Annotated in this window: 15 protein-coding genes and 1 pseudogene; 8 read left to right on the forward strand and 8 right to left on the reverse strand. The window is 60.7% G+C overall.

The features are described from left to right. The first annotated feature begins 90 nt into the window (after window positions 1–90). Window positions 91–735 carry an ATPase gene (locus HF257_RS15785; protein WP_185707091.1) on the forward strand — a complete coding sequence of 215 codons (645 nt, stop codon included), beginning with the start codon at window positions 91–93 and terminating at the stop codon, window positions 733–735. A 35-nt stretch (window positions 736–770) separates the two neighbouring features. After that, on the forward strand, window positions 771–1,112 hold the full coding sequence (locus HF257_RS15790) for a hypothetical protein (RefSeq protein ID WP_185707093.1): 342 nt from the start codon (window positions 771–773) through the stop codon (window positions 1,110–1,112). Window positions 1,113–1,247: 135 nt separating this feature from the next. On the opposite strand, the gene HF257_RS15795 is transcribed toward HF257_RS15790, so the two are convergent. After that, window positions 1,248–1,994, reverse strand: a complete 747-nt coding sequence (locus tag HF257_RS15795) for a creatininase family protein (protein WP_185707095.1) — start codon at window positions 1,992–1,994, stop codon at window positions 1,248–1,250. 42 nt (window positions 1,995–2,036) lie between these two features. After that, a complete protein-coding gene (locus tag HF257_RS15800; RefSeq protein WP_185707097.1) occupies window positions 2,037–2,765 on the reverse strand; it encodes a murein L,D-transpeptidase catalytic domain family protein in 729 nt (242 codons plus the stop codon). Between the two features lie 40 nt (window positions 2,766–2,805). Here HF257_RS15800 and HF257_RS15805 point away from each other — a divergent pair, with 40 nt between their 5' ends. After that, a complete protein-coding gene (locus tag HF257_RS15805; protein WP_185707099.1) occupies window positions 2,806–4,380 on the forward strand; it encodes a L,D-transpeptidase family protein in 1,575 nt (524 codons plus the stop codon). A 178-nt stretch (window positions 4,381–4,558) separates the two neighbouring features. On the opposite strand, the gene HF257_RS15810 is transcribed toward HF257_RS15805, so the two are convergent. Next, window positions 4,559–5,587 carry an alginate lyase family protein gene (locus HF257_RS15810; protein WP_185707101.1) on the reverse strand — a complete coding sequence of 343 codons (1,029 nt, stop codon included), beginning with the start codon at window positions 5,585–5,587 and terminating at the stop codon, window positions 4,559–4,561. 117 nt (window positions 5,588–5,704) lie between these two features. On the opposite strand from HF257_RS15810, the gene dapF reads away from it, so the two are divergent. Continuing rightward, window positions 5,705–6,511, forward strand: coding sequence for a diaminopimelate epimerase (gene dapF / locus HF257_RS15815; RefSeq protein WP_185707103.1), 807 nt, complete (start codon window positions 5,705–5,707; stop codon window positions 6,509–6,511). Window positions 6,512–6,608: 97 nt separating this feature from the next. Here dapF and HF257_RS15820 read toward each other — a convergent pair whose 3' ends face one another. Both HF257_RS15820 and HF257_RS15825 read right to left on the reverse strand, forming a co-directional pair. Continuing rightward, window positions 6,609–7,766: a PAS domain-containing sensor histidine kinase gene (locus HF257_RS15820; RefSeq protein ID WP_185707105.1), complete on the reverse strand. Its 1,158-nt coding sequence runs from the start codon at window positions 7,764–7,766 to the stop codon at window positions 6,609–6,611. Next, window positions 7,756–8,571: an alpha/beta fold hydrolase gene (locus HF257_RS15825; RefSeq protein ID WP_185707107.1), complete on the reverse strand. Its 816-nt coding sequence runs from the start codon at window positions 8,569–8,571 to the stop codon at window positions 7,756–7,758. The genes HF257_RS15820 and HF257_RS15825 overlap by 11 nt, the downstream gene beginning before the upstream one ends. A 128-nt stretch (window positions 8,572–8,699) precedes the next feature. Between HF257_RS15825 and HF257_RS15830 the strand changes: the two genes are divergently transcribed. Continuing rightward, entirely contained in the window at window positions 8,700–9,896 is a 1,197-nt protein-coding gene (locus HF257_RS15830) for a TPM domain-containing protein (protein WP_185707109.1), read from the forward strand. Window positions 9,897–9,957: 61 nt separating this feature from the next. Next, window positions 9,958–10,491, forward strand: coding sequence for a GNAT family N-acetyltransferase (locus HF257_RS15835; protein WP_185707111.1), 534 nt, complete (start codon window positions 9,958–9,960; stop codon window positions 10,489–10,491). Here HF257_RS15835 and HF257_RS15840 read toward each other — a convergent pair. Next, window positions 10,478–10,903, reverse strand: coding sequence for a GNAT family N-acetyltransferase (locus tag HF257_RS15840; protein WP_185707113.1), 426 nt, complete (start codon window positions 10,901–10,903; stop codon window positions 10,478–10,480). The genes HF257_RS15835 and HF257_RS15840 overlap by 14 nt on opposite strands. A 2-nt stretch (window positions 10,904–10,905) precedes the next feature. Beyond that, complete coding sequence (locus HF257_RS15845) at window positions 10,906–11,397, reverse strand: GNAT family N-acetyltransferase (protein WP_185707115.1); 492 nt, start codon at window positions 11,395–11,397, stop codon at window positions 10,906–10,908. A gap of 323 nt (window positions 11,398–11,720) precedes the next feature. Here HF257_RS15845 and HF257_RS33585 point away from each other — a divergent pair, with 323 nt between their 5' ends. Together HF257_RS33585 and HF257_RS33325 are read left to right on the forward strand one after the other, a co-directional pair. Next, window positions 11,721–12,002, forward strand: coding sequence for a hypothetical protein (locus tag HF257_RS33585; protein WP_185707117.1), 282 nt, complete (start codon window positions 11,721–11,723; stop codon window positions 12,000–12,002). Further along, window positions 11,993–12,118 (forward strand): annotated as a pseudogene (locus HF257_RS33325) (magnesium chelatase subunit ChlI family protein); the annotation flags it as partial. The gene HF257_RS33585 and the pseudogene HF257_RS33325, both read left to right, overlap by 10 nt. Window positions 12,119–12,127: 9 nt before the next feature. Here the strand turns inward: HF257_RS33325 and HF257_RS15855 are convergent. After that, on the reverse strand, window positions 12,128–13,342 hold the full coding sequence (locus tag HF257_RS15855) for an aldose 1-epimerase family protein (protein ID WP_185707119.1): 1,215 nt from the start codon (window positions 13,340–13,342) through the stop codon (window positions 12,128–12,130). Window positions 13,343–13,365: the final 23 nt, after the last annotated feature.

Genomic DNA, 13,365 nt, shown 5'->3' on the forward strand with positions numbered 1-13,365 from the left:
GATAATAGTCACCATCACGGATCGCAAGTTCTGTTTTTTCAGGAAAAGCGGAAAATCACCTCATCGAAACGCTGTTCAAGGAAATGCGCGATGAGGACGTTTATCCAGCTGGGTTTAATGGTGCTGATGCTTGGCACGGTCATCATGAATAATGCGGCATTCGCCGATGATCTGCGTGATAGCCATTTGCTACCTATCGACGGTAGCGTAGACTCCCTGCAACATGCGCAGTCGGTGGGTGTGTTACTGAGTGATAACACCCGCGACAACCTCAGCTACCTTGAACGCTACCACGACATGGCCTTGAACGGCGCCAAGGATGCCCTCGACGGTCGCATCCGCGAGGCGTTCGTCAACAGCTCCGACCCGGAACTGGCCATTGATTGGTTGATGAGCTCGCTGCAGGGAACCTTTTTGTCGGTTACGGTCTACGACAACCTGGATGCCCTGGTGCAGGCTCACCCCGACGTGGTGGTGATGCTCGATACCCATAACCAACTGCTGACCCAGCGTAATGATGTGGTCGAGGCTCGGTTTATTGCACGGTTCTATGACGCGAACCTGCAATACATCGCCAAGGCCGAAGGCTCGGTGCACAAACAGGTGCCGTCAGTGTGGGTGCATGACAAGGCCGCACCGGAGATTGCCGCGCAGATCGAGCAGCAACGGGATGTACAACTGGACGCCTTGAAGCAGTTTGACGTGTCCCTCAAGGCGTTGGTGCAAGCGGGTTGATGTGAACTTTTATCTTTAATTTCAGGATTTTTTTCATGCGTTCTTTTTTTGTACCAGCCCTGGCCTTCGCTTCCCTGGTGCTGGCCGGTTGTGTGTCCGCACCCAATGCCCCGACCCTGACCCTGCAAACCGATAAAGGCCCTGAGGCCTATGCGCAGTGCGTGGTGACCAAGCTTGAGAAGCACGGGATCACCTCGACCGTGACGCAGAACTCGCGCCACGCCAAAGTGGTGTTGACCAGCAAGATAGCGGCCGATGACGTACTGGAAGCCTACAAGGCCCAGGATGGCGGCAAGGTGTTCCTGTATGAGCGTAAGCCGCTGGCGTCGGCGCTCACGCCGTCGCGGCTGGAGTTGGCTGCGCAAGACTGTAAGTAATATCCCAATACCCTATGGGAGTGGGCTTGTGTGGGAGCGGGCTTGCTCGCGAAAGCGATGGTTCAGTTAGAAGGTCTTTGACTGACACACCGTTTTCGCGAGCAAGCCCGCTCCCACATTTGGATAAGTGCAGGGCTAGGGCTTGGCTTCGTTGCTGAAACTATCGACGACTTTGACCAGCCCTTTGGCAGCCAATCTCACCAACTCCCCACCTTTCTCCACTGTCGCCAGCGCCGGGTCCGAGCCCATGCGCCCGTCAGGGAAGCGCGCGCGGAAGTCCAGCGCTTCACGGATCGGCCCGGTATTGGCGATCTGCGGCGAATACTCGGCGGTCTTGATCGATTCCGGGTACGCCCACTGCGTCACCGCAATCTCCGACGGTGTGGCATGGCTGCCGTGGCCGACCGGGAATTGCTGGTGAGCCAGTTCGTTGACGCCTTCCAAATCCCACCAGTTCACCAGTTTCAAGGCAAACCCGGCCGGGCGACGGGCAAAGCTTGCTTCGGCGTACAGCTCGGAAAACGCCGCTTCAATGGTGGCGATATTGCCGCCATGGCCGTTGAGGAACAGGATCTTGTCAAAACCATGCCCGGCCAGCGAGCGCACCCAGTCGCCAATCGCGGCGATAAAGGTGGAAGGGCGCAGGGAGATGGTGCCGGGGAAACCCAGGTGATGCTGGGCCATGCCGATGTTGAAGGTGGGGCCGATCAGGATGTCGGCGTTGGCCTGCGCCTCATGGGCGATGATTTCCGGGCACATCCAGTCGGTACCCAACAGGCCGGTGGGACCGTGCTGTTCATTGGAACCGATGGGGATCACCACCGTGCGGCTACGTTCCAGGAACTGTCCGATCTCGATCCAGGTGGACTTGTGTAGAAGCATGCGACGTTCTCTTTTTATCTGTCTTTTGTATAGGGAGACAGGCTATCCGCCACGGATTGTACGACTACTCGCCACCTGTTGGGGTTTGCAATTGAGGTACGTCGAGGACTTCAACCAGTGCTGGTCGGGGTACCACGAAAACATGAACTGCCCATCCTTGAGCTTATCCACCACCTGGCGCGCCACCTGCGGGCGTACGGCCGGGCAACCCTGGCTGCGGCCGATGCGGCCTTCGCGCTTGCTCCACAGCGGGCTTACATAGTCGGCGGCGTGGATCACCAGCGCACGGTCGCGTGCCTGGTCATTGAAGCCAGGCTCCAGGCCGTCCATGCGCAGCGAGTAGCCGTGGGTGCCCAGGTAGCTTTCCTGGGTGCGGAACAAACCCAGGCTGGACTGGTGGCTGCCTTCGCGATTGGAGAATTGAGTGGCGAAGTTTTCCCCGGACTTGGCGCCATGGGCCACCAGGTCGCGCAGTACCAGGGTTTTCTTGCGCAAATCGAAGATCCACAGCCGACGGGCGGTCGAGGGCTGGGAGTAGTCAATAACCGCTAGGCGTTCTGAGCGTTCCTCGCCGTTATTGACCGCACACTGCACCGCGCTCAAGGCGCTTTTGAGTACAGTGGGATTGAGTTCTGGAGCCGAGCGCGCGAGGCTGCTATACAAGGTAGGAGGGGTGCCATTGGCGGCGAGCGCAAAATTGCTCAACGCGGTCAGGCTCACGGTGATTAAACCCAACGTGATCATGTTGAGCCGGCACAAAAAAGTCAGCATCTGCAGTACATCCCCCCGCTGCGGATTGGAGTTAAGCCAAGTGTTCAAAAAACACGCATGTTACTTGAGCATTTGCCTGCTCGTTGCACCACTGGTCGCGACAGCTGATGAGGTACCGGTGGCCGTCGCATCGCCTAGCCCTGTGCAACTCGCCCTGGCGCAACTGTCCAGTGTTTGCCCTGGGCTGGCTCCGCACATCGACCCGGGTGCCCAACTGCGCCTGCAAGCGTTCTATCAGCAGCAGGGCGATGTGCCGTTGTGGTCCGCCGACGAGCGCCGCCACGCCTTGCAAACCCAATTGCAGATGCTCGCCGACGACGGCCTGGACCCCACCCACTATAGCCTGCCCACGGCAGACGCCACGGCCAACGTGCTGTGCAGCGATATCGACGTCAGCCGCCAGTACCTGCAAGCCCTGCAGGATTTGCACTACGGGCGCCTGCAGCAGTCGCGCTTCGAGCCGCTGTGGCATTCCCAGCCGCCGACCCGCGACCCCAACACCGAGGTGCTGGCGTTCGCGGCCATCGGCCTGCAAGACATGGCCCAGGCCTTCGACCAGGCACGCCCCAGTGCCGATCTCTACCGCAGCCTGCGCAATGCCTATTCCACGCTGCGTCAGCAACCGTTGCCGCATTGGGACCCTGTCACCAGTGGACCCTTGCTGCGCCCTGGCATGGAAGACCCCCGCGTGCCGGAACTGGCACGGCGCCTGGTCAGTGGCGGCTACCTGGCCAAGGCGCCGAGTGGCAAGCAATACCGCGATGAGCTGGTCAAGGCGGTCAAGGCCTTCCAACTCAGCCACTCGCTGCAAGCCGACGGCGTGATCGGCGCCGGTACCGTGGCCGAACTGAACATCAGCCCGGCGATCCGCCGCGAGCAACTGCGCATCAACCTTGAACGTTTCCGCTGGCTCAGCCAGGACCTCGAGCCGGAAGGCGTACTGGTCAACGTGGCCGCTGCGCAATTGAGCGTGTACCAGAGCGGCATTCCCGTGTGGCAGACGCGCCTGCAGGTTGGCCGCGCAGAGCGCCAGACACCGCTGCTCAAGTCACGCATCACTCGGCTGACCCTCAACCCCACGTGGACCATCCCGCCCACCATCATGCGCGAGGACAAACTCCCGGCGATCCGTTTAAACCCTGAATACCTGCGCCAGCAGAACCTGCAAGTGCTCGACCCGGAAGGTCGCCCGCTGGCCCCCGAAAACATCGACTGGGCGCGCCCTGGCAATATCCTGCTGCGCCAGGAAGCGGGCCCGCGCAACCCGCTGGGCAAGATCGTGATGCGCTTTCCCAACCCGTACTCGGTGTACCTGCATGACACCCCGAGCCAGCCGCTATTTACCAAAGGCCCGCGTGCGTTCAGCTCGGGGTGTGTGAGGGTTGAACAGCCCATGATGCTGCGCGACCTGCTGGTGACCCCGGCCGAACGTGCGCGCACCGATGAGCTGCTGGCTACCGGCGTGACCCATGAATTCAGGCTGGCCACGCCGGTTCCGGTATTGTTGAGCTACTGGACGGTGGAGGTCGACCGACAGGGCGGTTTGGTGTATTCGCCGGATATCTACGGACGCGACCTGGCGCTAATGAAAGCCATGGGCACACAGGCCTTGTAGTGAGCGGGCTTGCCCCGCGCTGGGTGGCGAAGCCGCCCCAAATCCAGACACCTCGGTCTTAAGTGAAAACTATGGCGACTCGATTAGGGCGGCTTCGCCCCCCAGCGCGGGCGGTGCGACGATTCGACAAGCCCGCTCACTACAGGAGCTTGATGACCGTTCGGGCCAGTGACCTTGCCTATTTCACGTAGCACACGTTGATCCAATCCGCCGGATGCTCCGCCAACTGCCTGGCCACGGGTAAGTAACGCCTGTCCAACTGCGCCGCCAGCCAAAACAGTGTCGCGCTGCTCTTAGGTTGCCAGGTGCCGCTGTAACCCGCTTCGCCCACGCGGGCGCGGTCTTTGTCGAATTGCACGCGAGTGTGCACGAATTCCTCGTGGCTGCGCTCGCCATTGGCATACGGCACCAGCCAATCCAGTGCAGCGCTGAGCGAGGTGTCATTGACAGTGGCGTGCAACCAGTCGCCACCGTCGGCTTTGGCCGCCAGTGCGGCTTGCACCAACGGTTCCAAGTCGTAGACCACATAGTGCAGGGCATCGCGGTCGTGGAAGTCGGTTACCGAGCCATCGGCCAGGACGTTGTCGGCGATCTGCTGTTTGAACAACCCGAAAGCCTGCTGGAGCATCGCGTGATCACCCAGCGCGACGGCGGCCACTGTGATCAGTTTGATGCGGTGGCTCTGCCAATTATTGGTCTGGGTGCCTTTTTTCGGCCCATGGAACTGTTGGATATGGGCGATGTAGCCGTTGCCCAACGAGCTGATCAACCGGCCGCTGGCCTCCCGGGTTTCAGGGCTCAGGTCGGCAGCGGTGAGCGCATAGGCGTTGATCACCATATCCAGGTTGGTTTCGTCGATGGGGTTGAAGTCTGGCCTGTAGACGCCGGCCCATGCGGCCAGGTAATTATCGACTTGCTTGAGGTAGCGCCGGTCGCCACTGATGCGCCAGGCCAATGCCGCCTGGCGCAAAATCGGCCAGTCTTTTTCGGCGGCGATGCTTTGTTCGCGAATGCCGTGGTTGGGCAGCGTGCCTTCGGTGTGCAGATGGGGCAGCGGATTCGGCTGATCACCCAGGTGGCGCTGGGCGGCTGCCAGCATTGCTTTGGACGCCGAGGATGCGGCGACAGGCTGGCACAGGTCGGTAGCCATGGCGGCGTGGGTAAACGCTGCCAGCATGACGGTCAGGGCGAGGCGGGTTTTTTTCATGAAGGGCTCAACCGAACAGAAACGCGCCCACGCTAGCACGCGGTCAAATCGGGTTTGATGAAACTCTCGTCACCTCCGTATGCTTGCGCTTCCACCCGCAAGAAAACAGGACTGCCCATGACGTTGTCGTTCGTGAAGATGCATGCCCATGGCGACGATTTCATCATCATCGACCGTCGTGGCCTGGATGATCCCATCACCGCGCACATCGCGCGTCGCCTGGGTAATCGTCATACCGGCATCGGCTTCAACCAACTCGCCGTGGTGCTCGATTGTGACGATGCTGCGGCGCGCATCAAGTTCTGGAACCCCAATGGCACACCGCTTGAAACCTGCGGCAGTGCCACCCGTGGCGTGGCTGATCGCTTGATGCAGGAAACCGGTAGCGACGCCATCGTGTTGCGCACTGATCGCGGCCTGCTGACCTGCGTGCGGCAACCGGGTCGGCAAGTGTCGGTGAACATGGGTGAGCCATCGCTGGAGTGGTCGGCGGTGCCGCTGACAGAGGCGATGGATACGCGTCGCTTGCCCATTGAGGGCGATCCGGCAGCGTGCAGCATGGGTAATCCTCACTGCACGTTTTTCGTCGACGACATTGCCGCTGTCGACGTTGCAGCGGCGGGCCCGGCGCTGGAAGCCCACCCGTTGTTCCCGGCCAAGACCAACGTGCATTTTGTGCAGGTGCTCGACTGTTCCCGTATCCGCCTGCGCATCTGGGAGCGCGGCGGCGGTGTGCCGCTGGGCTCTGGCTCATGCTGTTGCGCAGCGGTGGTCAACGGCATTCGCCGTGGGCTGCTGGATGCCACGGTGCAGGTGCAATGCGACGGCGGCACACTCACTGTGCACTGGGCGGGCGAGGGCGGTGTGGTGTTGACCGGCAGTGTGGAACCGGTGATGCAGGGCAGTGTGTTTGGCATCGGCTAAATAGCGGGCTTGCTCGCGAAGGCGGTGGGTCAGGCAACCGCTTTGTTGGTCATGCCGCCGCCTTCGCAGGCAAGCCACACAGGGGATCGGCGTCTTGTTAAACCTCTGTATGCCCCACGGGAAGGAAGCGCACGCTAAACGTCGTGCCATCTTGTGCGGTGGAAGTCACTGCCACATCCCCGCCATGCACCCTGGCCAACTCCCGCACGATATACAGGCCCAGCCCTACGCTGCGCACGTCGCTGCCTTGGTCGGTGCCACGGGTCATTGGTTCAAACAACCCTAGCAGCAGTGCGGGGGGGATCACCGCGCCGTGGTTGTGCACCGACACTTCGCAAAGGTCACTGCCCAACCGCGAGGTGATGCTGATCGGCCGTTGCAGGTCGCCATAGGCCACGCTGTTGGCCACCAGGTTGCCGATGATCTGCTGCACGCGGTCGGCGTCCAGGTTGGCCACGCCACGGCCTTCGACGTAATGGTCCAGAATGGCATTGGGGAAGGCAACGCGCAGTTCATCCACCGCCCGCCGAGTGACGCCATGCAGGTCCAGTGGCGCCGCCTTGATGGTAATGCCTTGGCCAACCCGGGCCTGGGTGAAGTCCAGCAAGTCGGCGATCATGCGTTGGGCGCGTTCGGACGATTGCCCGATATGCCCCAGCAACTGGCGTTCCTTGGCGGTGCGTTCGCCACGGCTGAGAAAGTCCGACGCCATGCGGATCGCTGTGAGTGGGTTCTTCAAGTCATGGCTGACAATCGCGACCATTTGCTCGGCAAACAGCGCGCGCCGCTGGGCGATGGCGTAGGCCTCGCTCAGTTCGGCCTGGGCCTGCTTGAGGGCGAGTTCGGTGGCGGTTTTTTCCTGCAGCAGCGCCTCGGCGAAATTGCGTGCATTGAGCAACTCGCGTTCGTACTTGTCGCGATCGGTGGTGCCAAACAGCGCCAGGTCATACACCGCACCGTCGGCTTGTTTGCGCTGGGTGCCGTTTAGCAACACGGTGACCTTTTGACCGTCGCGGTGCAGCATGTCGAGCTTCACTTCGGTGACGTTGCCGCGCATGCGCAGCATGGGCGCCAGGTGGGTCTGGTGGAAAATCCGCCCGCCCATGGTCAGCAAGTCCTGGAAGCGTCGGCCGCACAGCTCGGTGGTGCTGAACCCCAGCCATTCGCCGAACCGCGTGTTGGCCTGCAGGATCGTGCCGTCCTCTGCGGTGACGGCCAGGGCGCAGGCGGCGCTGTCGAACAGTTCAGCCGGCATGGGCGATGGTCCATGGCGCCAGGAACGTTTCCATCGCCGCCGCGCAAGCCTGCGGCGCGCTCATGTGCGGGCAATGGCCGACGTTGTCGACCAAACAATAGGTGCTGTTGGGCAATACGCTGTGCAGGTATTCGCCAACGGCCACGGGGGCGATCAGGTCGTCGCTCGATTGCAGGATCAATACCGGGGTGGTGAGACCACTCACGTCCTGGCGGTTGTCCGACATAAAGGTCACCCGCGCAAATTGCTTGGCGATCTCAGGTTCGGTGCGGCAGAAACTGTCGGTCAGTTCTTCGCTCAACGCCGGTTGCCCAGGCGCGCCCATGATCACCGGGGCCATGGTACTGGACCAGCCGAGGTAGTTGCTGTCGAGGGTGTCGAGCAGGTCCTGGATATCGGCGAGCTTGAAGCCGCCAACATAACCGTCGGCGTCGATATACCGTGGCGAGGGGCCGATCATCACGTGGGCCGCGATGCGTCCGGGGGCCTGGCGGTCGGCGAGGGTGCCGATCATGGCACTGACCGAATGGCTGACCAGGATGACCGGGCCGATGGCGAATTCGTCGATCAGCTCGTTCAAGTCGCGGGCGTACCCCTCCAGCGAGCTGTATTTGGCCTTGTCGAACGCATTGAGGTCCGAGAGGCCGGCGCCCACCAGGTCATACATCACCACGCGAAATCGTGCATAGAACTGGGGGGCCAGGTAGTTCCACATGGCCTGGTTGCAGCCGAACCCGTGGGAGAACACCAGGGTCGAGGTTCCGGTGCCCATCACACTGACGTTGTTGCGGAGGCGGAGGTTCATGGGCTTCTCGATTATGGCGCTTTGCTATGCGTGGAGGGAGTTTAGATAGTCAACGGCATGGGGTCACGCGTTATAGCGCTGATAAGTTAAAGTCAGCGCCTTCAGGAAGAACCTTCAGGTAACACAGCATGTTGGCGATTTTGCGGCAATCGGTCTTGAGTCTGCTGGCGCTGGTCTTTATCGGCCTGTCGGGTGCCGCCCTGGCGGACACTTCGCCGATTGGCATCGCCCTCGATCAACGAGTGATCGACCTCACCAACACCCTGGATGCCGAGACCACCACCCATCTGAAAGACCAACTCGCCGCTCTCGAACAGCGCAAAGGCGCGCAAGTGGCCGTATTGCTGGTACCCACGACCGGTGGCGCGAGCCTTGAGGATTACGCCAACAGACTGTTCCGCGCCTGGAAACTGGGGCGCAAGGACGTCAACGACGGCATCCTGTTGGTGGTCGCCAAGGAAGACCGCAAGGTGCGTATCGAAGTGGGGTACGGACTGGAAGGCACGGTCACGGATCTGTTGGCCCATCGCATCATCGAAGAACACATCACGCCGGCGTTTCGCCAGGGCGACTATGCCGAGGGTGTTTCCCAGGGTGTGAATGACCTGGTGCTGCTGGTGGACGGCGGCGACTTGCCCGCGTTGGCCGGGCCGGGGTTTGCTCCCGAAGCCATTGCGGTGTTGCTGGCGTTTATCTTCGGTGCGATTGGCGGTGTGCTGATGGCCGCCGGGAAACTGGGATGGCGCCGCGCATTGATTGCCACTGTTGCGCTCACGGTGCTGCTGGTGGTGTTCGCGGGTGGTCGGGAGTGGCCGGTGTACCTGCTGCTATTGCCGCTGACCCTGCTGATCGGCGGCGCCACCTTTGGCGCGTTGTGGATGGCCCGCACGGTGTTCTACTGCGTGTTGGGGCTGTTGGCCTACATCGTGGTACTGGTGGTGACAAACCGATTTGTCGAGGTCAATTTCATCCACTGGCTGGCGTTTCCGTTGCTGGGGCTGGTGGTATTGGGCATGTACCTCATCCTGTTTGTGATCATGAAGGCAGCTTGGAAGAAAAGCCGGGCGGGGTTTATCGCGCGGCTCTTGGCGGCGGTGGCGGTGTATGTGGCCGCCGGGCTGGTGGCGGACGCGGGTCGGGACGGCTGGTTGCTGGCGGTGCCGATTGCCTCGTTCGTGGCGTTGATCATCTTTGGCAAGGCGGGCAGCGGCTCGGGTTCGAGTTCGGGCGGTGGTTCTCGTTCGAGTTCCAGTGGTTCCAGCTCCAGCAGTTCGTCGGGTGGCGGTGGTTCCAGCGGCGGCGGCGGAGCATCGGGGAGTTGGTGATTGCCGTCACGCTCATTCGTGGTAAAACGTGAGTCCTTTCAACCCTGGGTACGGACGCTCGATGCCTGCAATCATTCTTCGCAACGCCACCCCTGATGACGCGCTGTGCATTGGCGTATTGGGCATGCAAGTGTTCCTCGACACCTACGCCACCCAAGGCATTCGCAACTCGATTGCCAATGAAGTACTGGAGGCGTTCGCACCCTCGACCATCGCCCGTTTGATGGCCGAACCAGGTACCTCGCTGATAGTGGCCGAGTCCCACAACCACCTCGTCGGCTTTGCGCAGGTCAAGCTTAATGCCAGCCACGCCATGATCGAGGTCGCGAACGTTGCCGAGCTGCAACGCCTGTATATCCAGGAGCGCTTCACCGGTTTGGGCATCGGCTATCAACTCCTGCAGGCGGCAGAGCGATGCGCGGCCCGCGCGGGTGCATGCATGTTGTGGGCAACGGTGTGGGTGGGCAACGAGCGGGCACTGGGGTTCTACCCCCGGCGTGGGTATGAGGCATTGGGCTCGCCGACCTATACCTTCCAGGGCGAGACCCATGGCAATCGGCTGTTTGGCAAAACCCTGAGCGTCACAGCACCTTAGACAGAAACACCCGGCTGCTGCCTTCCGGCTCGCAGGGGATCTCACCAAACCGTACCCAACCGTGCTTTTCGTAAAAGCCTGGGGCCTGGAAGCTGAGGGTGTACAGCACCGCATTGCGACAACCCCGGCGCCGAGCCTCATCCTCGAAGGCTTGCAGCAATTGGCTGCCCAAGCCCGTGCCGCGCAAGAAATCGGGCAGATGGAACAGGTCGAGGAAGGCCATGCCCAAGGTGGTCTTGCCAGTGATGCCGCCGAGGATCTGATGGGTGTCGGGGTCTTTGATCAACACGGTCAGCAGGCGACGGTCGTTGTAACCGGTGATGCTTTCATTGAACGCCGCCAGGCCACTGCCCAGGATACCCTCGGCTTCGGGGCAGGGTTGATCGCCGATTTCAATGAGTGGCGCAGTCATCGTTAGAGATCCATCACCATCTCGTGCCACGCCATTCCGCCGTGATCCGACGGCGAAGGCTGCACATAGCGATAGCCCATGCGTTCGTAGAGCGGCACGTGCTGTTGCTTGCACATCAGGTGAATCGTCTGTTTGCACATGCCGTGCATGCGCTGTACAAATTCGGTCATCAGCGTGGTGGAATAGCCCTTGCCCTGATGCGCGGGGTCAACCACGACGGACATGATCACCACATTCGGCGCCTCGGCCGAATGCCCTACCAACTCCTTGAACGCCTCGTCTGACATCACCACATCAAAGGCGCAGCCGCTGTTGATAAAACCTGCGATTTCGCCGTCTGCTTCCAGAATCAGGAACCCTTGCGGGTACTGGGCAATACGCGTCGCGATTTTTTCCAGGGTCGCGGCTTCGTCGCCTTCGTAGGCGGTGGTTTCGATTTGAAAGCAGCGGGCGGCGTCGGTGGGGCGAGCATTGCGCAAGGTCAGGGTGGGCATGGGTATTTCCTGGAGCGTTGAGCGAAGCCGAATATGATAGCGGTGTACTGTCCAGAGTGGGAGAGGGCTTGCACGAAACCGACCCGGCATCGAAACGCACGTGGGGATGTTCTGCGCAATCTTGCTACAACGGGCTTGCATTGGCGCAATGGGACGAGCAGGGGAGGCCTGGTGATTGGTCATCCAGTTGGAACGAAGACTATCGACAAGAAACACGCGCTCTGGCAACTGAGTTGTTAGCGATGTTTTAGGATGCAGATTCATCTGCCATTTGAATACACGAGGTCAATATGGGTTATCACGTTTGTCACAGGTGCGGTGCCATGGATTCGGATCCTGGAATACATACATTCCCGCAGCTTCTTGCCGAGCTGAAAACTCGCCGAGAAGATGAGGAGCATGGAGCGGTTTCGGTGACCAACGATGGGGAGTGGTGTATCTCTGTATCGCTGTCAGGCACTGTCACATTTGAAAACCTGGAGGCTGGGGAGCCTCGGCACATGAAGCAAGTGTCGGAGGACAAGGTCTTGGCATTGTGGCGTTTGTTGGCTGAGGGTGACGTTGCGACCATTGAGCAAGAGACGTGGTTGCCGGGTTACGGATAGCGCTACGTGCCCATCGACTGCTCAAGGTCGAGCGCTCGCTGGCGGACCTTGAACAAGTCGACGGGATCAGGCGCGAACATATGGCCGAGGGGCTGCAATATCGGCCGACAATGCTCCAGCCGGTGTCACCCCTTGGTCAGATCAACCAACGGCGTCTGCCGCACCTCAGTCTCCCGACCATCCTGAATCTCGCTCACTTGCTTCAAGGCTTTATCCACCGCCGCCTCATCTGCCAACAAGCTGTAGCTGATGCGGAACTGCTTGTGCTCCTTGGGCCCAATTGTCGGTACCAGGTTCAGAGGCCGCTGATAACGTCGGTTGTAGGAAAAACTTGTCCCCGGCTCCAGCCCCGTGACATAGCCCTGGCCTTCGGTATCGGTGTTTTTCCACAAGGAAAACACCGGCAGTGTCTGGGTATTGAAGCCGACCGAAACGCCCAGGTTGCCGGCCTTGTTATGCAACACGGTCAACGTATCGCCCTTGGCATCGGCATACGGCACCACGTTGTAAACCGTTTCGTCGTAGTCCTTGGTCGGTGCACGGTAGGTTTGCCAGTCGGGCAGATCGACCTTGGCCTTGTCGTTGAACGGCGACACCTGTTTCACCGGCGCGGCGAAACGAGCGCCCTGTTCCAGGAACGGGGTGCTGAAGTTGCTGTGATACAGCGCCTGGTATTCCTTTGGATAGTCGCCGTTGTTAGTGAGAGTGTCGTTGAGGGCGAACACGACGCTGCCGGGTTCGGTGACCAGTTCGGTCGCGACCGAGAAGTCGACCTTTTTGAACGCCTGCTCTTTAAGTTCGCCGCGCAAAGTGATCGCGTACGGTGGTTTTTCATCGATATGCAGGGTGACTTTGTTCGCAGGAATGTTGGCGGCCCGACCGTGCAGGGTCAGCAGTTCGCCGTTGTCGACGCCGGGATGGCCGACCCATTCGTATCCGCAGCGGGTGACTAGCTCATTGAAACCTTCCAGCCAGCCCAGACCACCGCGGCCATTGAGTTCGATGAAGGATGGATTGACCACTTCCTTGACCGGAGAATCCCAGCCCATGCGCACATTGCCGACCGAGGCCTGCAGGACGTTCATTCCGCGAGTCGGCACTACCGAGAGTTTCATCGTGCCGTTATCAATATCGACGATGCTCACGCCCTCCTGCCGACCGCCGTGCAAGGTGCGCAGGGTAACGCTGAAGGGTTTGTCGGTTTTGATTCCGAGTTGCTGGCTGGTGACCTGCCAGCTCTGGGCGGCTTTGTCGGTGTCGAGCAGAACGTAATCCCAGGCCATGGCGTGGGAGGCAGCGGACAGTGCGCTGAGGGCAACGAACAGTTTGAGCGGGTTCATGACGGCAGCCTTTCTTGGAGTTG

This window comes from Pseudomonas cremoris (assembly GCF_014230465.1).

Coding starts and splice junctions, on each gene's coding strand:
- HF257_RS15790 (WP_185707093.1), top strand. CDS start 771: ATGCGTTCTTTTTTTGTACCAGCCCTGGCCTTCGCTTCCCTGGTGCTG.
- HF257_RS15830 (WP_185707109.1), top strand. CDS start 8,700: ATGTTGGCGATTTTGCGGCAATCGGTCTTGAGTCTGCTGGCGCTGGTC.
- HF257_RS15800 (WP_185707097.1), bottom strand. CDS start 2,765: ATGCTGACTTTTTTGTGCCGGCTCAACATGATCACGTTGGGTTTAATC.
- HF257_RS15825 (WP_185707107.1), bottom strand. CDS start 8,571: ATGAACCTCCGCCTCCGCAACAACGTCAGTGTGATGGGCACCGGAACC.
- HF257_RS15810 (WP_185707101.1), bottom strand. CDS start 5,587: ATGAAAAAAACCCGCCTCGCCCTGACCGTCATGCTGGCAGCGTTTACC.
- dapF (WP_185707103.1), top strand. CDS start 5,705: ATGACGTTGTCGTTCGTGAAGATGCATGCCCATGGCGACGATTTCATC.
- HF257_RS15855 (WP_185707119.1), bottom strand. CDS start 13,342: ATGAACCCGCTCAAACTGTTCGTTGCCCTCAGCGCACTGTCCGCTGCC.
- HF257_RS15845 (WP_185707115.1), bottom strand. CDS start 11,397: ATGCCCACCCTGACCTTGCGCAATGCTCGCCCCACCGACGCCGCCCGC.
- HF257_RS15840 (WP_185707113.1), bottom strand. CDS start 10,903: ATGACTGCGCCACTCATTGAAATCGGCGATCAACCCTGCCCCGAAGCC.
- HF257_RS15820 (WP_185707105.1), bottom strand. CDS start 7,766: ATGCCGGCTGAACTGTTCGACAGCGCCGCCTGCGCCCTGGCCGTCACC.
- HF257_RS33585 (WP_185707117.1), top strand. CDS start 11,721: ATGGATTCGGATCCTGGAATACATACATTCCCGCAGCTTCTTGCCGAG.
- HF257_RS15835 (WP_185707111.1), top strand. CDS start 9,958: ATGCCTGCAATCATTCTTCGCAACGCCACCCCTGATGACGCGCTGTGC.
- HF257_RS15795 (WP_185707095.1), bottom strand. CDS start 1,994: ATGCTTCTACACAAGTCCACCTGGATCGAGATCGGACAGTTCCTGGAA.
- HF257_RS15785 (WP_185707091.1), top strand. CDS start 91: ATGAGGACGTTTATCCAGCTGGGTTTAATGGTGCTGATGCTTGGCACG.